Source organism: Streptomyces sp. MI02-7b, assembly GCF_033793585.1.
In the GTDB taxonomy this organism is placed as follows: Bacteria; Actinomycetota; Actinomycetes; order Streptomycetales; family Streptomycetaceae; genus Actinacidiphila.
Map to the genome: position 1 here is coordinate 171943 of NZ_JARAWX010000016.1, position 26389 is coordinate 198331.

Consider the following 26389-nt stretch of genomic DNA (forward strand, 5'->3'; position numbering starts at 1 on the left):
CACGGTCGCGGGTACGTGCACCGTCGGCGAACCCCTGGCCACGGCCGCCCCGCACGCGCGGGGCGGCCGTCGTCGTGCCGGGGGTCCGCCGCGGGTGTCACTCCAGCGCCCCCAGCACGACCGCGCTGTTGAAGCCGCCCGTGCCGCGCGCCACCACCAGCGCCGTGCGCAGTACGTCCGGCCGGTGCCAGCGGGTGATCAGGCGCAACCCGTACCGCTCCCGGCAGGCCCGCTCGTCCCCGCCGCGGGTGGGCGGGACCAGGCCGGTGCGCAGGGACAGCGCGGCGGTGGCGGCGTCGAGCGCGCCCGCGCCCGAGACGAGCCGGCCGACCGCCGCCTTGGGCACGGTCACCGGCAGCTCGGCCAGCCGGTCGCCGAAGACCCGTCGCAGGGCGGCCGTCTCGGCGGCGTCCCCGTCCACATCGCCCGCGCCGTCGGCGAAGACCACGTCCACGTCCCGCGGCTCGCGGCCGGCCTGTTCCAGGGCGGTGGTGATCGCCCGCGCCAGCTGCACGCCGTCGGGAGCGGGCAGGGTGTGGTGGTACGCGTCGTGGGTGGCGGCGTGCCCCAGCAGTTCGGCATAGGCGAGCCGGCCGCGTTCCGCGGCGTACGCCTTCTCCTCCAGCACCATCAGCGCGCCGCCCTCGCCGGGCACGAAGCCGGAGGCCCGCGGGCTGAACGGCAGATAGGCGCGCTCGGGGTCGGCGCCCCGGTGCACGGTCGGCAGGGTCGCCTGGCAGGCCAGCGCGTACGGGGACAGCGGCGCCTCCGTGCCGCCGACGAGCACCGCCTTGCTGCCGCGGCGCAGCAGCCGCCACGCCTGTTTCAGCGCGTCGAGCCCGCCGGCCCCGTCCGAGGCGACGACCCCGCAGCCGCCGGTGAACCCGTGCCGGATGGAGATCTGCCCGGTGCTGGCCGCGTAGAAGGACGCCGCCGGCTGACGGGCGCTCGTCCTGCCGGCCCGCCCGGCCAGCAGGTGGTGCAGCTCGCGCTGCCCGTACTCGTTGCCTCCCGAGCCGCCGGCGGTGACCACCGACAGATGGAACGGTGGGTGGTCGGCCGGCTTGAGGGCGGCGTCGGTCAGCGCCATCTCGGCGGCGGCCAGCGCGAACCAGGTCCACCGGTCGGTCTGCGCCCGCAGCCGGTCGCCGATCCACTCCGCCGCGTCGAAGCCGGTGATCTCGCCGGCCACCGCGACCGGGGAGCGCCGGGCGTCGGGCCGGCCGAGCGGGCGCAGGCCGTTGCGTCCGGCCAGGGTGGCCCGCCAGTACGGGCCGGTGCCGATGCCGGTGGGGGCGATCACGCCGATGCCGCTGAGGACCGCGCGCGTGGTCATGCCGCCGCCCCCCGGTGGTCCGCCTCGTCCGGGCGGCGGGCGTCCGTGGCGGCCCGTTCCTCGTCCGCGTCCAGGGCGGAGAAGACCATCGCCGACTGGAAGCCGCCGAAGCCGCTGCCGACCGACAGCGCGTGCCGCACCCGCTGGTCGCGGGCGAAGACAGGGGTGTAGTCCAGGTCGCACAGCGGGTCGGGGTGGACCAGGTTCGCGGTCGGCGGGATCTTGCCGCGACTGATGGCCAGGGCACAGGCGGCCGTCTCCAGGGCGCCGATCGCGCCCAGGGAGTGCCCGATGACCGACTTGATGGAGCTGATCGCCACCTTCCGCGCGTGCTCGCCCAGGGCCCGCTTGTAGGCGGCGGTCTCGTGGCGGTCGTTCTGCGCGGTACCGGAGCCGTGGGCGCTGATGTAGTCCAGTTCCCCGGGGGAGATGCCGGCCTCGGACATGGCGGTGATGATGGCCTCGCTCAGCTCGTAGCCGTCGGGGCGCAGCCCGGTCATGTGGTAGGCGTTGGCCCGGTTGTCGTAGCCGCGCACCTCGCAGTAGACGGCGGCGCCGCGGGCGACGGCGCGCTCCATCTCCTCCAGGACGAGCACCGCGCCGCCCTCGCCGAGGACGAAACCGCTGCGGCGCGCGTCGAAGGCGGTGGACGCCCGCTCGGGGTCGCCGTCGAAGTCGGTCGTGGCGCGGACCGCGTCGAAGCAGGCCACCGTGACCGGCGAGATGGGCGCGTCCCCGGCGCCCGCGAGCACCACGTCGGCCTCGCCGTCGCGCAGCGTCTGGAACGCGTGGCCGATCGCGTCGATACCCGAGGTGCAGCCGGTGGAGACCACGACGGAGGGGCCGTGCAGCCCGTGGCGCAGCGACAGTTCGGCGGCCGCGGAGGAGGGGTGCATCGCCCGGTGGAGGAACGGGACGCCGTACTCGGCGTGCACCTCCCAGTCGCGGCCGCCGTCGCTGGCGACCGCGTACTCCTGCTCCAGGGTGGCGGTGGCGCCCGCGGCGGTGCCGAGGCAGACCCCGATCCGGTCGGTGTCCTCGTGCTCCGGCGTGATCCCGCTGTCGGCGAGCGCCTCCGCGGCGGCGACCAGGGCGAACTGCGCGAAGCGGGCGTTGCGGCGCACCTCCTGCGGGCTGAGCCCGGCCGCGACCGGGTCGAAGTCGGCTTCGGCGGCGATCTGTGAGCGGTAGCCGGAGGCGTCGAAGCGGCTGATCCGGCGGACCGCCGGCTGCCCCCCGACGATCCGCCGCCAGAACGCCTCGCGCCCCGCGCCGCCGGGCGCGACCGCGCCGACGCCGGTGACCACGACGCGGCGCACGGCCGGGCGTGCGGTCACCGGTCGACCAGTTCGCGGCCCGGTCCCGAGGAACCGCCGGACTCGGTGACCGCGGCCTGGGCCACGGCGGCCGCGTCCTCGCGGCTCTCGGTGTTCACGTGGCCGAGGTCGGGGCGGGGCGCCAGCGGGCTCAGGAAGAACACGGCGCGGCCGACCGTCCCGGAGGCGTTCACCACGCGGTGGCGCACCTCGCGCGGGATGAGCAGTGCCTCGTTGGCGGCGACGCTGCGCGGCACGCCGTCGAGGTCGACCCGCAACTCGCCCTCCACGACGACCAGGTACTCCTGCGAATAGGGGTGGTAGTGCTCGGCCACCGCCTCGCCGGGGCCGACCGTGACCATGCCGCAGAAGCCGTCCGTCGTCCCGACCGAGCCGGTCGCCAGCAGGGTGCGGATGTCCCCGCCGCGGCGCGTGTCGGCCGGCACGTCCAGGGTGCCGACCGGCCGGATGCGGCGGGCCTCCAGGCGCTCCTTGATGAGCTGCATCTGCACCTTGGAGTTGCCGTTGATGCGCTGCCGCATGCCCTCGTCGTCGACGGGCGCGTCCGCCTTCATCCGGAAGTCCTGCACCCAGCGCAACCGCGTGCTCTCCGGGCCGAGTTCCTCGTACTGCCAGAAGATGTTCATGAACTCGAACGGGCCGGTCTCCACCCGCCGCGCCCGCACGGTGCGCGTCGCCGGGTCGGCGGTGCGCTCGGAGACCCACGACCAGACACGGCCCTTCTCGTCCGGGTGCATCGTGAGCCGGAAGCGCACGGTGTCGCCCTCCTGCGCGATGACGTCGGCCGCCGCGTACTCGCTGAAGAGCGAGGGCCAGGCGGCGACGTCGTTCGTCCGCAACCAGACGTACTGCAGCGGCGCGTCGATGACGATCTCGTTCTCCGTGTGCGCGCTCATCGTGGGGGTTCCTCCAGAGGGACGGCGAATGATCACACAAACGGTCCCCACGGTGACGGAACGTGTCACGCGCTCCCGGCCCGGTCCACCCGTACGGCCGTCAGGCGCCCCGCGCCAGGCGTTCGGCCAGTACAGCGGCCCGTGCCCGCTGCACGGCCCCCGCCTGGGAGGCGGCGAACCGCAGCAGGCCGGGAGGGGTGCGCAGGTGCAGCACGTCGGTCACGACACTGCCGGCCCCGTCGCCCGCGATGGCGAAGCGGTAGTCCATACGGACCCGGCCGGGACTGCGCACCTCGCCGCTGATCCCGGCGGCGTCCGGCAGGGCGGCCGGATCGGCGCTGATGGTGACGTCGATCGCGTTGTCGTGGCGCAGGCCGAGAAAGCGAAAGCGCTCCACGGCGGTGTAGCGCACCGTGCCGTCGCCGTCGCGGCGCACGTCGCGGACGGCGACCACGAGCGGCGACAGGCCTATGTAGTGCTCCGGCTCCCTCAGGTGGTCGTAGACCTCCCGCGGCGGCGCGGCGATCCGGAAGACGTGCGTCAGTTCGGTGGACGGCACCTTCAACCCCCTTGGACGCGCGGTGCGTCGGCACCGGCGATCCTCGCAGAAGGGGGCCGTTTCAGGCGCGGTGATGAGGGGCCTGGCTGCCGTCGACATGGGTGCCGGGGACGAGGGGCGGCGGACCGGCGGGACCGGCGTCCCCCGCGGCGCCCGCGCGGGTGGAGGCGGCGGCGGTCGGGGTGGCCGCGTGGCGGGTGTGCTCCTCGTGGCGCTCGGGGTGGCGGTGCGGCCAGAGCGAGGTCTTCCTGTGCTTTCCGGTCATATCGGTCCGTTACCCGGAACCGGCCGGGCTACGCGGAGGCCGGGGCGAGGGCGACCGCGGCCTCGGCGGTGTGCACCAGGAAGGCCAGCGTCTCCTGGAAGTACAGCCGGACGCTCGTGTCGTCGTGCGACAGGTAGCCGATCGCGACGTCGGAGCCGAGGCGCAGTTCGAAGTCGCCGCCGCGCGTCGAGAGCAGGAAGGCCCCGTCGATCGCGGGGGCCCAGACGATCTCCCCGTCCAGGACCCGGGCCAGGTGGGTCTGGATGGGATAGCCGTAGTGGGAGGTCTCGTTGACGGCGGTGTACGCCTCCGCGCTGAGCGCCAGCGTGTAGGGGCCGCCGACACCGGCGAGGCGGAGCGCGGACACGGCCTGGCTGACAGCCTCGGGGTAGTCGCGCACGTCCTCCGGCAAGGTGAGCGGCGGGTTCGACGCGCTCGTGCGGATGCCGTCGATGCCGGCCGCCGCGTAGCCCTCGAAGATCGCCCGGTCCTCGGTGAAGGCCATGCGGCGCGCGGCGTCCTTGACCGGCTGCCAGTCCGCGTCCTTGGCGCCGCGCTCGACGTCGTCCACCTGGCGGCGGTCGACGGTGAACGGCACGCGCAGCTCGACGACCGGCTGCGAGCGGCGGATGTGCGCGACGACGTCCGGCGCGGGCGGTTCCACGTCGTCCAGGTGACCGGTCGTCACCGCGGCCAGCTCGGCGCCCGCCGCCTCGGGCACGTCCACGATCCGGCGGCCGGCGACATGGCGCTCGAAGGTGCGCCGCGCCTCGTCCTCCAGGTCGGCCCAGGCCGCGTCCGAGATCGGGGCGAGTTCTCGGTGCAGGTTGTTCACGGGGTGGCCGCCTTCCGGAGGTCTCCGATCCCCAGCGACTGCGGGGCCGGTACGGTCGCGGGCACCGCGGTGTCCGCCGGGGCGGGAGGGTCGGGCAGGTCGTCGAGGAACCCCGCGGGCGGGGCGAAGAAGAGGGTGCCGGTCACGGCGGTGGAGAAGTCCAGGATGCGGTCGTGGGACGCCTCGTCGTCGCCGAGGAACATCCTGCGCAGCATGGTCTCGGTGACCTGCGGGGTCCGCGCGTAGCCGATGAAGTACGTGCCGAACTCACCGCTCCCGACCGCACCGAAGGGCATGTTGTCGCGGAGGATCTGCCGTTCGGTGCCGTCCGCGTCGACGACCGTGGTGCGGGCGACGTGGGAGTCGGCGGGCTTGGTGTCGTCGTCCATCTCGATGTTGCCCATCTTGCTCCGGCCGATGACCAGCTCCTGCTGCTCGACCGTGAGGGCGTTCCAGGCGTCCATGTCGTGCAGGTACTTCTGCACGATCACATAGCTGCCGCCGGCGAAGCCGGGGTCCTCGTCGCCGATCAGGACGGCCGCGGTCGCCGCGGCGCCGACCGGGTTCTCCGTGCCGTCCACGAAGCCGAGCAGGTCCCGCACGTCGAGGTAGGTGAAGCCGTGCACCTCGTCGCGGACCGTCACCGCACCGCGCAGGCGCTCCATGATCTGCACGGCCAGCCCGAAGCACAGGTCCTGGCGGGTCGCCCGGATGTGGAAGAGCAGGTCGCCGGGGGTGGCGGGGGCACGGTGGCGAGGCCCGGTCAGCTCCTCGAAGGGGTGCAGCAGGGCCGGCCGCGGACCGTCGAAGAGCCGGTCCCAGACCTGCGAGCCGATGCCCGCCACGACGCTGAGCCTGCCGCCCGGCGCGCCGAAGCCGATCGAGCGCCGCAGGCCGGAGAGGTCCTCCAGCAGATCGCGGACGGTGCCCTCGCCCCCGTCGTCGACGGTGACCACGAGGAATACGGCGGACGTCGTGAGCGGGCTGAGCACCGGCTGCGACAGCGCCTCCGGGGACGGTTCCGCCATCGCCACGCTCCTTCGTACCCCTGATCGGCCACGCACCAGTCTGCTCCCCCGGCTTGCACGGTGCATCCTGACCGGGAAAGGGCGCGGCAACGGCGAAGGGCGGCGGACATGAGCGGTGGACCGGCCACCGGGCCCGGGCGCCTGATTCCCGGGCTGCTGCTCGCCCTGACCGTGCTGAGCGGGCTGATCGACGCGGTGAGCATCATCAGCCTGGGCCATGTGTTCGTGGCCAATATGACCGGCAACCTCGTCTTCGTCAGCCTCGGCATGGCGGGCGTCTCCGGCTTCTCCGTCGTCACCTCCTTGGTGGCCCTCGGCGGATTCGTCGCCGGCGTCCTGCTCTGCCGGGCGACGGTGGCCCGGCTGCACCCACCGACGGCGCTGGTGCGGGCCGGTGCGGGCTGCGAGACCGTGCTGCTCGGCACGGCGGCGGCGCTGTCGGCGGTGGACGTGCGGCACGACGCCCTGGTCGCGGTCTGCGCGGTCGCGCTGGGCATGCAGAACGCCATGGCGGGACGGCTGGGCATCAGCGGTCTGACGACATCGGTGATGACCCGCACCCTGGTCGCCCTGGTCAGCGACGCCGGCGCCCCCAGGCATCCCCGGCCGCTGGCCGCCCGCCAGGCGCTGAGCGTCGTCGCGCTGATCGCCGGGGCCGCGATCGGCGCCCTCGTCGTGCTCCACGTGAGCCCGGCCGCCGCGATCGCGGCGGCGGCGGGCTGCGCACTGGCGGTCGCTGTGACGGCCGCGGCCGCCGAGGCGTGACGCGTCGACACCGTCGTGCGCCCCGCCGCCACGACGGTCACGAGGGCGGCCATGTGACCCTCGGCGCGGCGGGAGATGCTCCCTGCGTCCCCAGATCCGCCCGCCGTCCGGACGCCTGCGCGGTACGGACGGCAACCGCGGCGCCCTCGGCCTGAACGGTGCCGCGTGGACCCGCACGGTCCGGCCATCGACGTCGTGGGCGACGCCGACCCGTGGCGCGACCCGTGGTTCTGCACCAACCCGGTCCGGGTGCCGCCCGCGTGACGCACGGCACGGTCGTCGGTGTCGACGCCGGAACCGCCGGCCTGCGGGAGGCCGACCACCTGATCCACCGTCTGGTGGACCGGCTCGGCCTTCCCGTGGGCACGGTCGCCCGCACCCACCTCATCCGCGCCGGACCCGGCGGAAGAACAGGACCCGGCGGGACCGGGGCCGTGAGGCGTGCATCCGGCAGGCCGCGCCCACGGTCCGGCCCCGCTCGCCCCCGCTGCCGCGCAGGCCACGGAGGAGGCCGCCGCCCGTACCGGCGGCCGCGCCGTGGTCCACCCCGGGGTGGAACTCCTCACCGGCTCGGTCACGGTGGCCGACGTGCTCGCGCACACCTCCATCACCGGGCTCACGGTCCTCGGCTCCCCGGCCGACGAGCGCCTCGCGCCCGTGGCCGAGGTCCTCACCAGGGACCACGTCAGGCCGCAGTGGCGCGCAGCTCTGCTCGTGCTGCCGCTGGTGCCGGCCGCCCACGGGCGCCTGGCCACCTTCGAGGTGCCCGACCCGACGCCCTGCCGCGCCGACCACTGAGTACGGGTGCCCCGTCCCTGCCCCGGCCGGGACGGGGCACCCGTCAGGCGAAGACCTCGGGGTGGGCCTCGACGAGCTCACCGACACCGGAGGCCGGACGGCCGATGATCCGCGCCAGGTCGTCGGTCACCCGGTCGTAGCGGTTCTCCGCGTGCAGCCGCGCCATGACGGACAGGTGCTGCTGGACGTGCTCCGGGAGCCCGAGCGCGCCCAGGTCCTTCTCGACCCACTCCTCGTAGGGGACGTCGACGTACCGGACGGGCCGCCCGAGTACCTCGGAGAACTCCGCGGCGATCGCGTTCATGTCCCGGGAGGCCGCCCCCGTCAGCTCGTGGACCCGCCCGATGTGCGGCGCCGGATCCGCGAGGATCGCCGCGACCGCCTCCCCGACGTCACGCCCCAGGACGGGCGAGGTGCGGCCGGAGCCGAAGGGCAGCCGGATCGTGCCGTCCCGGGTGATGGACCCGAACCCGGCCCCCAGGAGGAGCGGGTTCTCCATGAAGACGGTCGGCCGGACGTGGGTGACGGGGACCCCGGACCAGTTCAAGGTCTGCTCCACCAGCCACTGCTGCCGGTGCTGCCGGGAGTCGGAGCCGCCGGTGAGGTCCATCTGGGAGACCGTCATCTGCGACATGTTGACCAGCACGTCGAGCCGGCCGTGGTCCCGGGCGACGGCCGTGGCGACCAGCGCCGCCTGCAGGTACTGCGCCGACACGCTCATGCCGAAGTACATCCGCGTGCAGTCGCGCACCGCCTCGGCCACGTCCGCGGTGCTGGTCAGGTCCCCGACGAACACCTCGGCCCCGATCGCCCGCAGCGCCTCGGCCCGGTCGTCCTCGCGGCGGACGAACGCGCGCACGGGGAACCCGCGGTCGCGCAGGACCTCGACCGCGCTGCGGCCGACGCCTCCCACGTTCCCCGCGGCACCGGTCACGAGAATCCTCGGCTTGCCGGGCATCGCCTTCTCCTCTTCCGTGGGGGTGCGGAACCCACAGGATCGCAGCCGCACCCGGCGCCGGGCGGCAACGACGGGCACGGGAGTGTCCCGGCCCGGGGGCCGGGGGCCCGAGGCACGATCCCACAGGCGGGGTCCGGTCGGCGGGGTTCCACAGACAGGTGACCGCACATTCGTGCGAATTGCCGATTGGCAGAAGACCCCTCGACGCGGTCTCCTGTACGCATGGCCCAGAACCCGATCATCCGTTTCACCACCGAACTGATGCGCCTCACCGACGACCTCGACCAGGCGACCGCCGCCGAGTTCGTGCAACGCGTCTACGCCGCCGGCCGCGAGGACGGCGCGGCCGAGGCCGCGGACGGGGCGCCGGGAGCGCGGTGAACCGCCGGTGGCCGACCGCCCCATCCGTTCACATACACAAACTCGCGCCACGTATATGTACTTCGCCGTGAACGCCGTGCAACCCTTGCCTCGCCTCTTCGTGATCCGTCCCCCCACTCGAAACGGCGGGCACCCATGAGCATGTCCCGGCGACACCTGCTGACCACCGCGGCCGGAGCCGCGGCCGCGACGACCGTTCCCGCACCCTCCGCGCAGGCCGCTCCCCCGGTCCGGGCCACCGATCCGGCCGACACCCTGCAGACCCTGCGCACGGCGGCGGACTACGCCGTGACCAAGCTGCGGGCGGTGGCCCCCGGCGTCACGTCGTTCCCCGTCATCACGAAGTTCGAGAAGTGGACCTACGCCGACAGCGGCGACTGGGTCGGCGGCTTCTGGCCGGGCACACTGTGGATGGCGTGGCTGCACAGCGGCGACACCCGGTTCCGCTCCCTCGCCCTCGCCGCGGCCGACCGGCTCGCCCCGCGCCGCACCGACACCACCACCCACGACCTGGGCTTCCTCTTCTACCCCTCGTGGGTGACCGCCTGGCGGCTCACCGGCGACGCCAAGTGGCGGGACGGGGCGGTCCAGGCGGCGTCCTCGCTCGTCAAGCGGTACAACAGCGCGGGGCGGTTCATCCGGGCCTGGGGCGCGCTGAACGACACGGCCAACGCGGGCCGCGTCATCATGGACACGATGATGAACCTCGACCTGCTGGCCTTCGCGAGCGAGCAGACCCGGGACCCCCGCTACCTCGACGCCGCCACCGCCCACGCGCGCACCGCGCAGCGCCACTTCCCCCGCGCGGACGGCTCCACCCCGCACGTCTACGACTTCGACCCGGCCACCGGCGCCCCCATCGGCCCCAACACGGTCCAGGGCTACAGCCCCGCCTCCTGCTGGTCCCGCGGCCAGGCCTGGGGCGTCTACGGCTTCACCACGATGCACCGGCGCACCGGCGACCCTGAGTTCCTCACCACGGCGACGAAGCTGGCGGACTACGCGCTCGGCGCCCTCACCCCCGACAACGTGCCCGTCTGGGACTTCCTCGCGCCCCAGCAGCCGTACGACGTCAAGGACTCCTCCGCCGGCGCCGTCCTGGCCTGCGGCCTGCTCGACCTCTCCGCCGCCACCGCCCGCCCCGCCTACCGCGAGGCCGCCCTGCGCATCCTCACCGCCCTCGCCACCACCTGCCTCACCACCCGGTCCACCCGCGCCCAGGCCGTTCTCGCCCGCGCCACCCGCAACCGCCCCGCCGAGGACGGCATCGAGGTCTCGGTCCCCTACGGCGACTACTACCTCCTGGAGGGCATCCTCCGCGTCCTGCGCCCTGACGACGTCGACCGCGCGATCGACCTCTCCTCGGTCTGACGCCCGGCGGGGACCCTGGTCAGCGGCAGCGTGAGGACGTCCCGTCGCACGGCGACTCCAGGGCGGCGGTGCCGATCACGGTGTCCCTCCCCGAGGGCCCGAGTCCGGCACCGCCGCCGGTACGAATGCGCCGACTCGGCCCGGGCACGCCCGGGCGCCGCCACAATGCCGGGCATGCGTACTCACCTCACAGCCGCCGTCCTCACCGGCGCCGCCCTCCTGCTCGCGCTCACCGCGTGCACGTCCGGCGGCGGCGACAGCGGCACTCCCGCGGACAGTCCCGCACCCGCCCCCACCCCGACGACCTCCCCCACGGCCGCCGGCTCCCCGGTGCCCGACATCGCCGACCTGATGCCGGACGAGCCCACCGGCGCCCGACGCACCGCGCTGCTGGCCGCGTTGAAGGCGATCGACCCGGCGTTCGCCAAGGACGCGGACCAGGCGATCGCGAACGCCCGCGAGCAGTGCGCGACCATCAGCGGCGGGGGCAACGCGGTGGATTCGGCCCGGTCCCGCTTCGGCAGCGGCGGCCACCAGGTCACCGAGGACCAGGCCGAGGCCATCAACGAGGCGCTGCGCAAGACCCTCTGCACCTCCTGAGCCCAGGCACGGCCGGCGGCTCCCCCGGGTGCGCCGGGGGGCCGCCCACCGCGCGCCGGTCAGCGGTCGCCGCCCTCCCAGCCCTGCGAAGTACCCGCGGGCAGTTCCTTGTTGCGGCCCAGAGCCTTGCGCCACGCGGTCCGGGACGCGAAGCCGAGTCCGACCAGCCAGGCCAGGGAGAAGGGCAGCGCCCAGACGGTCTGGATCGACACTCCCCTGCTCAGGGTGACGACGATGCCCGCGATACTCGACAGTGCCATGACACTGATCACGGTGGCGGCAAGGGTCCAGGGAACGGATTTCATGCCGCGCACCCTAGCCAGCCCGCCGGCGGTGTCGACCACGAGGGTGCGGCCGGCGTCCACCGTCGGCACGCCGGTGCCCCACCCGGGTGAACTCCCCTGCCTCCGGCCGGCTTCCCCCGTGCCGAGCCGGGACGCGCGGATGGAGCAGGTCAGGCCGCGTCTCAGTGAGGGGGGCCGGCTTCGGCCACGGCGTCGTCCGACCCCGCGTCGCAGGGCCGGGACGTGCGGGAATTCCCAAGGGAAGGCAAACTTCTTCGCACGCCTGACGAGTGTTCACGTCCAGGCTGCCATCCGGACAGAAGCGGTCCGGGTGACGTCTGTTGCCTCAAACATCAATGATGCGCATGATTCCTCATCCGAAGGCCCGCTGGAGGGCCGCGGTGGCGATCGCCGCGGCCCTCACAGTGATCGGCCTCGCAGGGGCAGACGTCGTGGGCGGACCGGCGTCGGCGGCCACCAACGGCCAGAGCTACTCCGCCGCCTGCCCGGCGGCGGACGTCGTGGCCCCTGCCCTGGACAGCAACCTGATCAGCAACCCCGGCGCCGAGGACTGGACCGCGGTCACCGAACTCGGCGCACCGGACGGCGACACGCAGTACGTGCCCGACTGCTGGGAGGCCTCCTCCCCCATGAAGGCACCGGGGGCCGTCCTCGCGTCCTTGTCGTCGTCGGTCCCCGGCCAGACCGGTAGCCGCACCTTCTACGGCGGCTACGACTACGACTCTCCGCAGGTCTCGATCGTGGGCGTCACCACCACGGCCTCCCAACTGATCGACGTCGGCTCGCTGGACGCGGGCGGCAAGTCGTTCACGCTGACCGGCGCGATCGGCGGCTACACGACGCAGACCGACTACGCGACCGTCACCGCCGCGTTCCAGGACGCCAAGGGCAGCGCCCTCGGCTCCGCGGCCATCGGCCCGGTCAACGCCGCACAGCGCGGCAACGTCACCAGCCTCGTCCCGGAGGCAATGGCCGGCACCGTCCCGGCCGGCACCGAGAAGATCCTGGTCACGGTGGCGTCGACCGGCGTCAGTTCCGGTTACGGCATCGACGGCCGCGCCGACAACCTGAACCTGACGATCGCCGCGGACGGCACCGGCCAGAACTGGGCCGCCCCCTGCCCGGCCGCCGACAAGGTCACCCCCGCCCTCGACACCAACCTGATCGCCAACCCCGGAGCCGAGGACTGGACGGCCGCGACCGCGCTCGGCGCCCCGCTGGGCGACGACCAGACGGTCGCCGACTGCTGGACCAGCGCCTCTCCGCTGAACGCCCCCGACGGCACCCAGGAGTCGAGGACCTCGACCTACCCGGGCGTGACCGGCGGCCGGGTCTTCTACGGCGGCACCAACCCCGGCACGGTCCAGGTCGCGGGCGTGGTCACCACGGGCACCCAGCTCATCGACGTCGGCGCGCTGGACGCCGACGACAAGCCGTTCAAGCTGACGGGCGACGTGGGCGGCTTCTCGACGGAGACCGACTACGCGCAGGTGGTCGCCACGTTCGAGGGCGCCGACGGCGCGAGCCTCGGCACGGCCGGCATCGGCCCGGCCACCGCGGCCCAGCGCGGCAATGCCTCGGGACTGCTGCCGGACGGCACGTACGGCACGATCCCGGCCGGCACCGAGAAGATCCGCGTCACGATCATCACGGTGGCCGTCAGCAGCGGCGCCAACAGCGACGGCACCGCCGACAACCTGAACCTGACCATCGGCCAGAAGGCGGTCGGCCAGAACTGGGCCGCCCCCTGCCCGGCCGCCGACAAGGTCACCCCCGCCCTCGACACCAACCTGATCGCCAACCCCGGAGCCGAGGACTGGACGGCCGCGACCGCGCTCGGCGCCCCGCTGGGCGACGACCAGACGGTCGCCGACTGCTGGACCAGCGCCTCCCCGCTGAACCCGCCGGACGGCACCCAGGAGTCGAGGACCTCGACCTACCCCGGCGTGACCGGCAGCCGGGTCTTCTACGGCGGCACCAACCCCAGCACCGTCTCCATCCCGGGCATCACCACCACCGGCACCCAGTCGATCGACGTCGCCGCGCTCGGCACCGGCGGCCGGCCGTTCCGGCTCTCCGGCGACCTCGGCGGCTACGCGACGCAGAGCGACTACGCGACCGTCACCGCCACGTTCCAGGACGCCAAGGGCACCACCCTCGGCTCCGGCGTCATCGGCCCGGTCACCTCCGCCCAGCGCAACAACGTCTCCAGCCTGATCCACCAGGCCTGGTACGGCACGATCCCGGTCCGCACCGAGAAGATCGTCGTCACGGTCGCCACGGTGGGCGTCAGCAGCGGCGCCAACAGCGACGGCACCGCCGACAACCTGAACCTCACCATCGGGTCCAGCGCGACACCGCCGGGCCCGATCCTCCAGACGATGCCCTACTCCGCGGTGGGCGACGTCCCCGGCACCCATGTCGCCCCCGGCACCGGCGCCGTCGTCCCCAACGTCACTCCGGGCTCCCTGTTCCGTCCGGCGGGCGTGTCCGCGGACGGCGACTCCCTGTACGTGTCGAACACCGGCGACAACGTCGTGGCGGAGCTGCGCAACGGCGGCACCACGATCGTCGCGGGCTCCCTGGAGGGCTACGGCGAGAACGGCGACCACCACCGGGCCGACGAGGCGACGCTGTACCAGCCCGGCGGCACCGCGGTGGAGTCCGACGGCGACCTCCTCATCGCGGACACCGGCGACAACGTGGTCCGCGAGGTCACCGCGGACGACGGCGAGATCGACCGCTTCGCCGGCAACAACACGGCGGGCAGCGCGCTGGGCGCCAACGCCCGGGCGTCCCAGCTGAACGGCCCCACCGCGGTGGCGGTCGACGCGGCGGACGACGTCTTCATCGCCGACACACACAACAACCGGGTGCTCGAGGTGTCCCCCAAGCGGAACATCGTCCAGGTCATCGGGACCGGCGAGGCCGGGTACGCCGGTGACGGCCGGGCCGCCGCCGACGCGCGCCTGAACCAGCCGACCGGGCTCGCGGTGGACGTACAGGGCAACCTCTACATCGCCGACTCGGCCAACAACGTGGTCCGCCGGGTGGACGCCGGGACCCGGGTCATCACCACCGTGGCGGGCGACCACGCCGCCGGCCAGGCGCACGACGGCCTCGGCGGCTTCTCCGGCGACGGCGGCCCGGCGACCTCGGCACGGCTGAACGACCCGCAGGGCGTCGCCGTGGACGGCGCGGGAGACCTGTTCGTCGCGGACACCTTCAACCACGCGATCCGCCGGATCACCCCGGACGGGACCATCACCACCGTGGTGAACTCCGCGGCCGCCCCGGGCGGGGAGAGCAGTGGCGCGGCACCGTCCGCCTCGAAGCTCAACACCCCGTACGCGGTCACGGTCGACCGTTCCACGGACCTCCTGTACGTCGCCGACACGCGCAACAGCGCGATAGCGCAGGTACTCGGTGTCGCCCGGTCCGGCGACACCGCGGGCCCGGTGGCCCCCAGCCAGTCCTGACGCGGCCCACGAAACGAAGAAGAGAGACGATGAGCACCACCGCTTCATCCCGCTCGATCATGTCCCGCCGCCGATTCGTCACCGGCGCGGCGGCCCTCGCGGGCGCCGCCGGCGTGGCCGGCGTACTGCCGGAGAACCTGGCCCGGGCGGCGACCGCCGCCCCGGCCAAGGGGACCCTCTCCCAGATCAAGCACGTCGTGTACGTGATGATGGAGAACCGGTCGTTCGACCACTACTTCGGCACCTACCCCGGCGCCCGCGGGTTCAGCGACCCGACCGCCGTCACGCTGCCGAACGGCAACTCGGTCTTCCAGCAGCCCGACCCGGCCAACCCCGACGGCTACCTGGAGCCGTTCCACATGTCCACCCTCACCACCGGTGCCGCCGCCATCCCGTCGCTGTCCCACGACTGGCGGGACCAGCACGCCTCGTGGAACCAGGGTGCGATGGACGGCTGGCTGACCACCCACATCGCCTCGGACGGCGCGGTCAACGGCTCGTACACCATGGGCTACTTCACCCGGGAGGACATCCCCTTCCACTGGGCGCTCGCCGAGTCGTTCACCCTGCTGGACAACTACCACTGCTCGATCCTGGGCCCGACGGACCCCAACCGGCTGGTGTGGATGTCCGGCACCAACGACCCGGAGGGCCGGTTCGGCGGTCCCGTGCTGGAGACCGTCACGCCCAACCCGCTGACCCACCCGTCGGCGGCGGAGATCCTGCACGACGCGGGGTACAGCGTGAAGACCTACTTCTCCGGCGCGACCAGCGGGTTCAACGTGTTCTCCTGGTTCGCCAACTTCCAGGACAGGACGAAGCTGCCCGTCGACCTGTACAACTCGGTCATGACCGGCGGCACGCTGTACGGCGACGGCACGCCCGGCATGATCGGCAACGCGGTCAGCCCGACCCCTGCGGCCGACCCGGCGCTGGCGTTCGAGGAGGACTGCGCCAACGGCGTGCTCCCGGACGTCTCCTGGCTGTTCATGCCGAGCGAGGCCGACGAGCACCCGCCGAACCTCCCCGCGGCCGGGGCGCAGTACCTCGCGTCCAAGCTGGAGGCGCTCGCCTCCAACGAGGAGTTGTGGAACTCGACCGTGTTCGTGCTGAACTACGACGAGAACGACGGGTTCTTCGACCACGTCCCGCCGCCGGTCCCGCACCCCGACAAGTACCCCGAGGAGTTCGTGCACCTGCCCTCCCCGAAGGGCACCCCGGGCGGCGGCCTGCCGGTCGGCGCCGGGTTCCGGGTGCCGTGCGTCATCGTGTCCCCGTGGACCGTGGGCGGCCGGATCTTCTCCGGGGTCACCGACCACACCTCAGGACTGCAGTTCATCGAGGCGATCACCGCCGCCGGCGGCCTGTCCGGCCGCGGACCCGTCACCTTCACGCCGATCAGCAAGTGGCGGCGCAGGACCTTCGGCGACTTCACCGGGGCCCTGCACCTGCACGAGAGCAAGCCGGCCCCGAGCAACCCGCAGTTCGAGGTCGACACCGCGGCCGCCAACCTGGCCGCACAGACCACGGCCGCGAAGCTGCCCATGCCGTCCCGCCCGGGCGGCACGCAGACCCTGCCGGGGCAGGAACAGCAGAACTGAACGCCACCGGCCCGGAGCGGGACGACGTGACGTAGCGGCAGCAATGCGCCCCGTCACCCTCAGAGGTGGCGGGGCGCTTGCGTCCTGTCGCCTTGCCGTAGGAGCCCCGGGCGGCCGGGCGGAAGGCGACGACGAGAACGTCGAAGCACATGCCGCCCGGCCACCCGCGCATCGTCGTCGCCCCGCGCTGCGGCTGCCGTCGGCACCCCACCTGTGCGCGGCAGCGGCTTCCGCTCGCCCCGCCGGCGCCACACCCGCGGCGGCCTCGTGCACCGCGCCGACCGCGAAGCGCCACGGGAGCCAGACGGCGAGAGGCCCCACCGATCTTCGGCAGGCGGTGGGGACCTTCCGCCGCTCAGCAAGGAGGGCTCCGCTCGGGGGGGGTGAGCGGAGCCCTCGCAGGTTCCACCCGGGGGGGGTGAGCAGAGCCCGCACTACAACAGTAACTCTCCGACGCGCGTCTGCCCCCGCGCCGGGCGCCGCCACTGGGGTGAGCTGCCCCGCCCCGCGAGTTCCTGGTGCCACGGGACGGGGCCGCAGGTCCACGATGCGACCGCTACTGCCCCGGGTCGTCCTGGGCAGGTGGGGTACCGCGTGATCGTCTGCCGGCCGGCGGACACCGTCTGCTGAGTGAGCACGAGCAGGGAGCATGGGCGTCGTCCGACGAGGATGCGTGGTGCAGCCGGGTCGGCCTGGTCGGCCTGGCCGGCCAACGGGCATCCCGAAAAGCCACCAGCCGCAGCCCTGCCCGGGATTGGAGCCCCTGGCCCAAACCCCCTTGACCCTCGTCCCGTTGCGTAGGTGCGCCTCGCGCAAGTGCTTGGTCGTGTCGCCCCCGTGTCGCCGACTCCCCGCGACGAACGGCCCAGTTGGGAGGGGGCAGGGCGGATCGGGGTGATGCGTGGAGCAGGCCCCGCCACGCCGTTGTGGGGGGGCCGACTCACGCCGGGGCTCCACCGAGGGAGGGCGCAGCCCCATGGCAACGAGCCTGCGTGAAGGAGGAGATGCCCGCATCCCGGTGGACGCCGCTCGGGTGAGACCCGGCGACAGGGCAGTTGAACACGATCGCCCGCGCTTCGGTCCGGCAGCGGGGTCAACGGACGATCGCCGCGGCGCTGACGCGCCCGCACGCGGCCTCAGTTGGGGGCTTGGCGCAGGCCGGCTGGATTGCCGACCTGCCGCCCAGGGTGGGGCGGGTGGGACTCGAACCCACGACCGACGGATTATGAGTCCGCTGCTCTAACCGGCTGAGCTACCGCCCCGTACGGCGCGCCTTCACGTGTCGTGCACGCCGTCTGCCGCAGCATAGCTGCTCATACGATCTGTCGCCCTCGCGGGTCACAGACGCACCACCTGGGAGACCTCGATCACCCGCCGATCGGTTCCCGCACACGAAAAAGGACCCCCGAAGGAGTCCTTGATCAGCGCTCCCCCGACTGGACTCGAACCAGTAACCTGCCGGTTAACAGCCGGCTGCTCTGCCAATTGAGCTACAGGGGAAAGACTTGCGCGAGCTCCCCCGACTGGACTCGAACCAGTAACCTGCCGGTTAACAGCCGGCTGCTCTGCCAATTGAGCTACAGGGGATCGCTCCGCTTGCACCGAATGCACCCGTTTCCGGCATCCCGGACGGCGTGCGCTCGCTGCGACACATACATTAGCGCAAGGTGGGGGGTGCTCCGCCAACCGGTAACGCCGTGGTTGTCCGCAGGCCACAGCGGGTAGGCGCGGAACACAGCCCCCGAGGTCCGAGGAGAGGGTGGAGCCATGCGCTACCGACTGACGTTCATCAGCGGGGTCGCCGTCGGGTACGTGCTCGGGGCGCGGGCCGGCCGCGAGCGCTACGAGCAGTTGCGCAAGAGTGCGCAGCGGATCGCCCAGAACCCCGCGGTGCGCAACACCGTGGAGACAGCGGGCCAGACCGGGCGGGAGGCGGCCGTGAAGGCCGTGGACGCGGTGTCGGCCAAGGTCGGTGACCGGCTGCCGCCCGCGGTGGCCGACCGGGTGCGCCGGCTGCGCGCGGGCAACGGCAAGGCCCAGGACGACTGGGGCACCAGCAACACCTGACCGCACGGGACGACCGGCTCCGCCCGGTTGTCCTGTGTGCGGGGCAAGTACGGCATGATGCGACGCATGGGGATTGTGGCGGGGATCGACAGCTCGAGCGCCGGCACGACCGTGGTCGTGTGCGACGCGGACAGCGGGGCCGTGCTCCGGCAGAGCCATGCCCCGCATCCTGCGCAGGGGGCGGAGAGCGCCGGGGCGCTGACGGAGATCGACCCGGAGGCGTGGCTGCTGTCGCTCGGCGAGGCGGCCAAGAGCGGGATGCTGGAAAACGTTCAGGCGATCGGCGTGTCGGGCCAGCAGCACGGCCTGCTGCCACTGGACGCCGGCGGCGTGCTGGTGCGGCCCGCGCTGCTGCGGAACGACAAGCGGGCGCAGATACAGGCCGCCGACCTCACCGAGGAACTGGGCGGCCAGGCCGGCTGGGCGGAGGCGGTCGGGGCGGTGCCGCAGGCGGCGTACCCGGTGGCGAAGCTGCGCTGGATGGCGCAGCACGAGCCGGCCGCGGCCCAGCGCACCGCCGAGGTGCTGCTCCCCCACGACTGGCTGGTCTGGCAGCTGATGGGCCGGCCGCAGCGGCGGACGACCGACCGCGGCGAGGCCTCCGGCACCGGCTACTGGTCGGCGGCGACCGGCCGGTACCGCACCGACATCGTGGAGCGGGCGCTCGGTCACCAGGTGGCGCTGCCCGAGGTGCTGGCGCCCGCCCAGCCCGCCGGGCGCACCCCTGAGGGGCTGCTGATCTCGGCCGGCACCGGGGACAACATGGCGGCCGCGCTCGGGCTGGGTGTCGGGCCGGGCGACGCGGTGGTGTCGCTGGGCGCCGCCGGCACCGTCTTCGCGGTGCACCACCAGGCGCTGAACGACCCGTCCGGCACCATCACCTCCTTCGCGGACGCCACCGGACGCCATCTGCCGATGCTGCACACCCGCAACGCCGTGCGGGTGCTGCGCGGCACCGCCGATCTGCTGGGCACCGACCTGGCGGGGCTGTCGGAGCTGGCGCTGCGCTCGACCCCCGGGTCCTACGGGCTGGTGCTGCTCCCCTACCTGGAGGGCGAGCGCACCCCCGACCTGCCGCACACCGCGGGCACCCTCACCGGGCTGCGGCGCGAGAGCATGAAGCCGGAGCACCTGGCGCGGGCGGCCTTCGAGGGCATGCTGTGCGGGCTCGCGGACGCGCTCGACGTGCTGCGCGGGCGCGGTGTCGAGGTGCGCCGGATCTTCCTGCTGGGTCCCGCGGGTGATCTTCCCGCGGTGCGCTCGATGGCCCCGGCGCTGCTGGGCGCGCAGATCGTCATCCCGCCGCCGGCGGAGTACGCGGCGCTGGGCGCGGCGCGGCAGGCGGCCTGGGCGCTGGCGGTGGCGGAGGGCAAGGGCTCGCCCGAGCAGCCCCCGTACTGGCGGCAGGCGGAGTACGCGGTCGTCGACGCGGGGCCGGAGGACGGGGCGGTCGGGCACTCGGTGCGGCAGCAGTTCGTCGCGGTGCGTGAGCAGACGCATCCGGGGGCGTTCGGGGGCTGACCCCGGCGTTCGCGCCTGCGTCAGAGTCTGTCCGGGTGTGAGGAATGCCCTGGTAAATCGGGTGCCTCCGGCAACCTTCGGACTATAGGGTCAGCGGTCGTGCTGATCCGACTCCTCCGCTCCCACCTGGGCCCGTACCGGCGTTCCATAGCCGTGCTCGTGGTCCTCCAGCTCGTGGCGACCATCGCCATGCTCTACTTGCCCACGCTCAACGCCGACATCATCGACAACGGCGTCGTGAAGGGGGACACGGGCTACATCCTGCAGCTCGGCGGCATCATGGTCGCCGTCACCCTCGCGCAGCTCGGCTGCTCCGTCGGCGCCACCTACTTCGGCGCCCGTACGTCCATGGCCGTGGGCCGGGACATCCGCGCCTCGGTCTTCGACCGGGTGCAGCGCTTCTCCGCACGCGAGGTCGGACAGTTCGGCGCCCCGTCGCTGATCACCCGCTCGACCAACGACGTGCAGCAGGTCCAGATGCTGGTGCTGATGACCTTCACGCTGATGGTCACGGCGCCGATCATGTGCTTCGGCGGCATCATCATGGCGCTCGGCCAGGACGTGCCGCTGTCCTCCCTGCTGCTCGCGGTCGTGCCGGTGCTCGCGGTGCTGATCGTGCTGCTCGTTAGGACACTGCGCCCGCTGTTCCGCTCGATGCAGCAGCGGCTGGACACGGTCAACCGCGTGCTGCGCGAGCAGATCACCGGCATCCGGGTCATCCGGGCCTTCGTCAAGGACGACTTCGAGCAGCAGCGCTTCGGCAAGGCCAACGACGAGCTGACCGACGTCTCGCTGCGCGCGGGGCGGACGATGACGCTGATGTTCCCCGTCGCGATGGCGGTGGTGAACCTCACCAGCGTCGCCGTCCTGTGGTTCGGCGCGCACCGCATCGACAGCGGGGGCATGCAGATCGGCGCGCTCACCGCCTTCATCAGCTATCTGATGCAGATCCTCATGTCGATCATGATGGCGACCTTCATGGTGATGATGGTGCCCCGCGCGGAGGTCTGCGCCGAGCGCATCGAGGACGTGCTGAGCACCGAGACCAGCGTCGTGCCGCCCGAGCAGCCCGTGCGGCTGCCGGTGCGCCGCGGCGAGCTGGAGCTGCGCGCCGCGGACTTCAAGTACCCGGGTGCCGAGGCCGAGGTGCTGCACGCCGTCGACCTGATCGCCCGGCCCGGTGAGACCACCGCCGTCATCGGCTCCACCGGCAGCGGCAAGAGCACCCTGCTGGGCTTGGTGCCGCGGCTGTTCGACGCCACGGGCGGCCAGGTGCTGATCGACGGGGTCGACGTCCGCGAACTGGACCCGGTGGACCTCGCCGAGACCGTCGCCCTCGTCCCGCAGAAGCCGTACCTCTTCTCCGGCACCGTCGCCTCCAACCTCCGCTACGGCAATCCGGAGGCCACCGACGAGGAGCTGTGGCAGGCCCTGGAGACCGCGCAGGCGCGGGACTTCGTGGAGCGGCTGGCCGAGGACGGCTCCGGGCTCGACGCCCCCATCGCGCAGGGCGGCACCAACGTCTCCGGCGGACAGCGGCAGCGCCTGGCGATCGCCAGGGCCCTGGTCCGCAAACCGCGCCTCTACCTCTTCGACGACTCCTTCTCGGCGCTGGACTACGCCACCGACGCCGCCCTGCGGCGCGCGCTGGCCCGGCAGACCGCGCAGGCCACGGTCGTGATTGTCGCCCAGCGGGTCAGCACCATCCGCGACGCCGACCGCATCGTCGTCCTCGACGAGGGCCGGGTCGTGGGGACCGGCACCCATCACGAGCTGATGGACGGCAATCCGACGTACCGGGAGATCGTGCTCTCCCAGCTCACCGAGAAGGAGGCCGCGTGAGCGTCCCCACCCCCCGCCGGGGGCCGCTGCCGGCGGGACCGATGCGCTTCATGGGCGGCCAGCCCACCGAGCGGTCCATGGACTTCAAGGGCTCGGGCAAACGCCTGCTGGGGCTGATGCGCCCCGAACGCACCCTGCTGTACGCGATGCTGGCGTGCACGATGCTGGGTGTCGGCCTCAACGTCGTCGGCCCGCGCATCCTGGGCCGTGCCACCGACCTGATCTTCGCGGGCGTGATCGGCCGGTCCATACCCGCCGGCACGGACAAGGCCACGGCCATCGCGCACCTGCGGCAGGAGGGCAACGACACCGTCGCCGACCTGCTGCAGTCCATCGACTTCACCCCCGGGCACGGCATCGACTTCGGCGCGGTGGGCCATGTGCTGCTGATCGCGGTCGCGGTCTACGCCACCGCCGCGGTCTTCGCGATCGTCCAGGGCCGGCTGGCCACCCGGATCATCCAGCGCTCGATCTACCGGCTGCGCCGCGACGTCGAGGCGAAGCTGGCCCGGCTGCCGCTGTCGTACTTCGACCAGCAGCCGCGCGGCGAGGTGCTGAGCCGGGCCACCAACGACATCGACAACATCGGCCAGACGATGCAGCAGACGCTGGGCCAGATCATCTTCGCGCTGCTCTCGATCGTGGGCGTGCTCGCGATGATGTTCTCCATCTCCTGGCTGCTGGCGCTGGTGGCACTGGTCACGGTGCCGCTGTCGGTGGTCGTCGCCACCGCCGTCGGCAAGCGCGCGCAGCCCCAGTTCGTCGCGCAGTGGCGCACCACGGGCAAGCTCAACGCCCACATCGAGGAGATGTACACCGGGCACACCCTGGTGAAGGTCTTCGGCCGCCAGGAGGAGTCGGCGCAGGCGTTCCGCGAGCAGAACGAGGCGCTCTACGAGTCGGGGTTCCGGGCGCAGTTCATCTCCGGCATCATCCAGCCCGCGATGATGTTCATCGGCAACATCAACTACATCCTCGTGGCGGTCGTCGGCGGTCTGCGGGTCGCCAGCGGCGCGCTGTCCATCGGTGACGTGCAGGCGTTCGTCCAGTACTCCCGGCAGTTCAGCCAGCCGCTGACCCAGGTGGCGAGCATGTCCAACCTGGTGCAGTCCGGCGTGGCGTCGGCCGAGCGGGTCTTCGAACTCCTCGACGCGCAGGAGCAGAGCGCGGAGCCGAAGACGCTCAGCCTGCGCAAGGACCTGCGCGGCGAGGTCCGCTTCGAGGACGTCGCCTTCCGGTACGAGCCCGACAAGCCCCTCATCGACGACCTGTCGCTGGCCGTCGAGCCCGGCCACACCGTGGCCATCGTCGGCCCCACGGGGGCGGGCAAGACCACCCTGGTCAACCTGCTGATGCGGTTCTACGAGGTCACCGGCGGCCGGATCACGCTCGACGGCACCGACATCGCCACCATCTCCCGGGAGGAGCTGCGGTCCGGGATCGGCATGGTGCTCCAGGACACCTGGCTGTTCGGCGGCACGATCGCGGAGAACATCGCGTACGGCACCGACGGCAGCACCCGCGAGCAGATCGAGGAGGCCGCGCGCGCCGCGCACGCCGACCGCTTCATCCGCACCCTCCCGGACGGCTACGACACCGTCATCGACGACGAGGGCACAGGCGTCAGCGCCGGCGAGAAGCAGTTGATCACCATCGCGCGGGCGTTCCTGTCCGATCCGGTCATCCTCGTCCTCGACGAGGCGACCAGCTCGGTCGACACCCGCACCGAGGTGCTGATCCAGCGGGCCATGGCCCGGCTCAGCCACGGTCGCACCAGCTTCGTGATCGCCCACCGGCTCTCCACGATCCGCGACGCGGACGTCATCCTCGTCATGGAGGACGGCGACATCGTCGAACAGGGCACCCACGAGGAGCTGTTGCTCAAGGACGGCGCCTACGCGCGCCTGTACGCGGCGCAGTTCGCCCAGGCGGTCGCCGAGGTCGACTGACCGCGACGCGACGGCAGCACCAGGACCCCCGGCGAAGCGCTCCGCCGGGGGTCCTGCCGTCGCGTCAGGGGGCCGCGATCAGTCCAGATAGCCGCGGAGCTGATCGGCGAAGGCGTGGTCGCGGAGCTTGTTGAGGGTCTTGGACTCTATCTGCCGGATGCGCTCGCGGGTGACCCCGAAGATGCGGCCGATCTCCTCCAGGGTGCGCGGGCGTCCGTCGGCGAGGCCGTAGCGGAGCTGGACGACCTTGCGCTCGCGCTCGCCGAGCGTGGACAGGACGGCCTCCAGGTGCTCGCGCAGCAGCAGGAAGGCGGCGGACTCCACGGGCGAGGCGGCGTCGCCGTCCTCGATGAGGTCGCCGAGGGCGACGTCGTCCTCCTCGCCCACCGGGGCGTGCAGGGAGACGGGCTCCTGGGCGAGCCGCAGCACCTCGCCGACGCGCTCGGGCGGGATGTCGAGGTGCGCCGCGACCTCGTCGTGGCTGGGCTCGTAGCCGCGTTCCTGCAGCAGCCGGCGCTGGACGCGGACGACGCGGTTGATGAGCTCCACGACGTGCACCGGGACGCGGATGGTGCGGGCCTGGTCGGCCAGGGCGCGGCTCATGGCCTGGCGGATCCACCAGGTGGCGTAGGTGGAGAACTTGTAGCCGCGGGCGTAGTCGAACTTCTCCACGGCGCGGATCAACCCGAGATTGCCCTCCTGCACCAGGTCGAGCATGGTCAGGCCGCGGCCGACGTAGCGCTTGGCGACGGAGACCACCAGGCGGAGGTTGGCCTCGATGAGCCGGCGCTTGGCCATCCGGCCGAGCACGACCAGGCGGTCCAGGTCCACGGCGAGCCGCGAGTCGAGGTCCGGGGTGCTGCTCAGCTTCTCCTCGGCGAACAGGCCGGCCTCGACGCGGCGGGCGAGTTCGACCTCCTCGACGGCGGTGAGCAGGGGTATCCGGCCGATCTCCCGCAGGTACTGCCGGAACAGGTCGGCGGACGGTCCCGCCACTTCCTCCCTGAACGGCCGTACCGGGCCCGGATCGTCGGCTTCCACGTCCGGGTCGAGGTCGGTCTCGGGGTCCGGCTCCAGAGCCGCGTCCGGGGCGGGGGCGGCGTCCGGGTCGGCATCCGGGTCCGTCCCGGCGCCGGCCGCCGCCTCCGCCCCGGGCGCGGCGGCCGCTTCCGGGTGCAGGGCGGCGGGCTGCTGCTCGGGGACCCGTTCCAGCAGGTCGTCCGTCACGAGGGACGGGGGCGTCAGGGTCGGGATCTGCACGGGAGCGACCTCCACGGTGAGCGCAACCACGGGCTCGGAGGCGCGCGACAGCGGAACGGTTGCGGCGCCCTCGCCGCGGCCCGTCCGGGAGTTCGCCGTCAGCGGTACTCCCTGGGCGCCGGCGTCGGCGCCTCCCGGAATTCCGCGCTCCGAGGACTCTTGCACCGCCCCCCAGTGTGGCCTACGGCACACCGAGCCCACGAGGGTCGTGCGCCGCTTTTTCCGGCTGGTGTGACCGAGGGCGACACCGCGGTCACGCTCTCGCCGGGCGCGGAGGGGGCCTCACCGGCCGGGTCATCCGGCCTCGGTGAGGTCGGCGGCCTGTGCGGCGTCGGAGACCACGTCGAGCAGCCTGTGCAGTGCGGGCGAGGTGTCGTCGGGGCGCCACACCATCACCGTGGGGGCGAACTCGCCGGTCAGGGGGACGAAGACGACGCCGGTGCGCCGCAGGCTGCGGGCCGACCGCGGCAGACGCGTCACCCCGACGCCGGCGGCGACGAGCCCGAGGAGGCCCTGCGCGCTCACCGCCGTCTGAACGACGTCCGGGGTGAAACCGGCCGCGCGGAAGTGCTCGTCGAACGCACGGTGCCACGGCGCCCACGAACTGGGCGGCGTCATGACCCAGTGGTCGCCCGCCAGGTCCCGCAGGGCGAGTTCGGCGCGCCCGGCCAGCGGGTGGTCCTCCGGCAGGACGGCGCAGACGGGTTCGGTGACCAGGGTCCGGGACGCCAGGCCGTCGACCAGCGGAGGGCGGGTGAAGGCGACGTCGTACTGTCCGCCGGTCAGCCCCTGGACCAGCCGGGCGATCGAGGTCTCGTCCGTGGAAACGGTCACGGTGGGCAGATGCCGGCGCACGGCCCGCATCACCGTCGGCAGCAGATGGTTCGTCGTCGTGGCCAGGAACGCCAGACGGAGACTGCCGATGTCGCCGCGCAGGGCGCGGGCGACGACTTCCACCGCCTCGTCGGCGCGTTCCAGCACCGCGCGGGCCTCGGGGAGGAACAGCTCGCCGACGCCGGTGAGCCTCGTCCCGCGGGCGCCGCGTTCGAAGAGCTTCGCGCCGATCATGCGCTCCATCAACGTGATCTGCTGCGAAAGGGACTGCTGGCTGATCCGCACCCGGGCCGCGGCACGCGTGAAATTGGATTCCTCGGCAACGGCGACGAAGTACCTCAACTGCCGCAGATCAGGTGTCACAGGAACAGGCTACTGCTGCGACAGGAAGCCGGTGTTGGA

Annotated in this window: 22 protein-coding genes, 3 tRNA genes and 1 pseudogene; 12 read left to right on the forward strand and 14 right to left on the reverse strand. The window is 72.9% G+C overall.

Translation table 11 applies throughout. From position 1 onward, the window contains the following. Positions 1–97 precede the first annotated feature (97 nt). The 7 genes from PV364_RS25690 to PV364_RS25720 form a co-directional block, all read right to left on the reverse strand. Positions 98–1336, reverse strand: coding sequence for a beta-ketoacyl synthase N-terminal-like domain-containing protein (locus PV364_RS25690; RefSeq protein ID WP_319662668.1), 1239 nt, complete (start codon positions 1334–1336; stop codon positions 98–100). Continuing rightward, the gene (locus PV364_RS25695) at positions 1333–2673 is read right to left on the reverse strand and encodes a beta-ketoacyl-[acyl-carrier-protein] synthase family protein (RefSeq protein WP_319662669.1); all 1341 of its coding nucleotides are present in this window, start codon (positions 2671–2673) and stop codon (positions 1333–1335) included. Before PV364_RS25695 ends, PV364_RS25690 begins: the two co-directional genes overlap by 4 nt. Then, positions 2670–3569 carry a cupin domain-containing protein gene (locus tag PV364_RS25700; RefSeq protein ID WP_319662670.1) on the reverse strand — a complete coding sequence of 300 codons (900 nt, stop codon included), beginning with the start codon at positions 3567–3569 and terminating at the stop codon, positions 2670–2672. The genes PV364_RS25695 and PV364_RS25700 overlap by 4 nt, the downstream gene beginning before the upstream one ends. Before the next feature lie 100 nt (positions 3570–3669). Next, positions 3670–4128, reverse strand: coding sequence for an SRPBCC family protein (locus PV364_RS25705; RefSeq protein WP_319662672.1), 459 nt, complete (start codon positions 4126–4128; stop codon positions 3670–3672). Positions 4129–4189: 61 nt separating this feature from the next. After that, positions 4190–4393 carry a hypothetical protein gene (locus PV364_RS25710; protein WP_319662673.1) on the reverse strand — a complete coding sequence of 68 codons (204 nt, stop codon included), beginning with the start codon at positions 4391–4393 and terminating at the stop codon, positions 4190–4192. A 28-nt stretch (positions 4394–4421) separates the two neighbouring features. Continuing rightward, on the reverse strand, positions 4422–5228 hold the full coding sequence (locus PV364_RS25715; protein ID WP_319662674.1) for a family 1 encapsulin nanocompartment shell protein: 807 nt from the start codon (positions 5226–5228) through the stop codon (positions 4422–4424). Continuing rightward, positions 5225–6256, reverse strand: coding sequence for a Dyp-type peroxidase (locus PV364_RS25720; RefSeq protein WP_319662675.1), 1032 nt, complete (start codon positions 6254–6256; stop codon positions 5225–5227). The genes PV364_RS25715 and PV364_RS25720 overlap by 4 nt, the downstream gene beginning before the upstream one ends. A 108-nt stretch (positions 6257–6364) precedes the next feature. Here PV364_RS25720 and PV364_RS25725 point away from each other — a divergent pair, with 108 nt between their 5' ends. The 3 genes and pseudogenes from PV364_RS25725 to PV364_RS25730 all read left to right on the forward strand — a co-directional run bounded on the left by PV364_RS25725 (position 6365) and on the right by PV364_RS25730 (position 7819). Then, positions 6365–7021, forward strand: coding sequence for a YoaK family protein (locus PV364_RS25725; protein ID WP_319662676.1), 657 nt, complete (start codon positions 6365–6367; stop codon positions 7019–7021). Positions 7022–7118: 97 nt separating this feature from the next. Next, positions 7119–7285, forward strand: a pseudogene (locus PV364_RS41320) (histidinol-phosphatase); the annotation flags it as partial. 177 nt (positions 7286–7462) lie between these two features. Beyond that, entirely contained in the window at positions 7463–7819 is a 357-nt protein-coding gene (locus tag PV364_RS25730) for a hypothetical protein (protein WP_319662677.1), read from the forward strand. Between the two features lie 43 nt (positions 7820–7862). Here the strand turns inward: PV364_RS25730 and PV364_RS25735 are convergent, their stop codons facing one another. After that, entirely contained in the window at positions 7863–8777 is a 915-nt protein-coding gene (locus PV364_RS25735) for an NmrA family NAD(P)-binding protein (protein ID WP_319662678.1), read from the reverse strand. Between the two features lie 222 nt (positions 8778–8999). Between PV364_RS25735 and PV364_RS25740 the strand changes: the two genes are divergently transcribed. The 3 genes from PV364_RS25740 (at position 9000) to PV364_RS25750 (ending at position 11129) form a co-directional block, all read left to right on the forward strand. Beyond that, on the forward strand, positions 9000–9158 hold the full coding sequence (locus PV364_RS25740) for a hypothetical protein (protein ID WP_319662679.1): 159 nt from the start codon (positions 9000–9002) through the stop codon (positions 9156–9158). 135 nt (positions 9159–9293) lie between these two features. After that, positions 9294–10529 (forward strand): glycoside hydrolase family 88 protein, encoded by a 1236-nt coding sequence (locus PV364_RS25745; RefSeq protein WP_319662680.1) that lies wholly within the window; start codon positions 9294–9296, stop codon positions 10527–10529. 174 nt (positions 10530–10703) lie between these two features. After that, positions 10704–11129 carry a hypothetical protein gene (locus PV364_RS25750; protein ID WP_319662681.1) on the forward strand — a complete coding sequence of 142 codons (426 nt, stop codon included), beginning with the start codon at positions 10704–10706 and terminating at the stop codon, positions 11127–11129. Positions 11130–11188: 59 nt separating this feature from the next. On the opposite strand, the gene PV364_RS25755 is transcribed toward PV364_RS25750, so the two are convergent. Continuing rightward, positions 11189–11434: a hypothetical protein gene (locus tag PV364_RS25755; RefSeq protein ID WP_319662682.1), complete on the reverse strand. Its 246-nt coding sequence runs from the start codon at positions 11432–11434 to the stop codon at positions 11189–11191. Positions 11435–11778: 344 nt separating this feature from the next. Between PV364_RS25755 and PV364_RS25760 the strand changes: the two genes are divergently transcribed. Beyond that, positions 11779–14913 carry a hypothetical protein gene (locus tag PV364_RS25760; RefSeq protein WP_319662683.1) on the forward strand — a complete coding sequence of 1045 codons (3135 nt, stop codon included), beginning with the start codon at positions 11779–11781 and terminating at the stop codon, positions 14911–14913. Between the two features lie 29 nt (positions 14914–14942). Beyond that, positions 14943–16514: a phospholipase C gene (locus tag PV364_RS25765; protein ID WP_319662684.1), complete on the forward strand. Its 1572-nt coding sequence runs from the start codon at positions 14943–14945 to the stop codon at positions 16512–16514. Positions 16515–17702: 1188 nt separating this feature from the next. On the opposite strand, the gene PV364_RS25770 is transcribed toward PV364_RS25765, so the two are convergent. From PV364_RS25770 to PV364_RS25780, 3 genes are all read right to left on the reverse strand, one after another. Further along, positions 17703–17776: transfer RNA gene (locus tag PV364_RS25770), tRNA-Ile, on the reverse strand. 165 nt (positions 17777–17941) lie between these two features. After that, positions 17942–18014, reverse strand: a tRNA-Asn gene (locus tag PV364_RS25775). A 14-nt stretch (positions 18015–18028) separates the two neighbouring features. Further along, positions 18029–18101, reverse strand: a tRNA-Asn gene (locus PV364_RS25780). Between the two features lie 180 nt (positions 18102–18281). On the opposite strand from PV364_RS25780, the gene PV364_RS25785 reads away from it, so the two are divergent. The 4 genes from PV364_RS25785 (at position 18282) to PV364_RS25800 (ending at position 23893) form a co-directional block, all read left to right on the forward strand. Beyond that, positions 18282–18581 (forward strand): YtxH domain-containing protein, encoded by a 300-nt coding sequence (locus PV364_RS25785; RefSeq protein ID WP_319662686.1) that lies wholly within the window; start codon positions 18282–18284, stop codon positions 18579–18581. 66 nt (positions 18582–18647) lie between these two features. After that, positions 18648–20102 (forward strand): FGGY family carbohydrate kinase, encoded by a 1455-nt coding sequence (locus PV364_RS25790; RefSeq protein WP_319662687.1) that lies wholly within the window; start codon positions 18648–18650, stop codon positions 20100–20102. A gap of 99 nt (positions 20103–20201) precedes the next feature. After that, positions 20202–21944 carry an ABC transporter ATP-binding protein gene (locus PV364_RS25795; RefSeq protein ID WP_319662688.1) on the forward strand — a complete coding sequence of 581 codons (1743 nt, stop codon included), beginning with the start codon at positions 20202–20204 and terminating at the stop codon, positions 21942–21944. A 41-nt stretch (positions 21945–21985) separates the two neighbouring features. Beyond that, the gene (locus tag PV364_RS25800; protein WP_319662705.1) at positions 21986–23893 is read left to right on the forward strand and encodes an ABC transporter ATP-binding protein; all 1908 of its coding nucleotides are present in this window, start codon (positions 21986–21988) and stop codon (positions 23891–23893) included. A gap of 78 nt (positions 23894–23971) precedes the next feature. Here the strand turns inward: PV364_RS25800 and PV364_RS25805 are convergent, their stop codons facing one another. Both PV364_RS25805 and PV364_RS25810 read right to left on the reverse strand, forming a co-directional pair. After that, positions 23972–25318 (reverse strand): RNA polymerase sigma factor, encoded by a 1347-nt coding sequence (locus PV364_RS25805; protein ID WP_319662690.1) that lies wholly within the window; start codon positions 25316–25318, stop codon positions 23972–23974. A 129-nt stretch (positions 25319–25447) separates the two neighbouring features. Then, a complete protein-coding gene (locus tag PV364_RS25810) occupies positions 25448–26350 on the reverse strand; it encodes a LysR family transcriptional regulator (protein ID WP_319662692.1) in 903 nt (300 codons plus the stop codon). Positions 26351–26389: the final 39 nt, after the last annotated feature.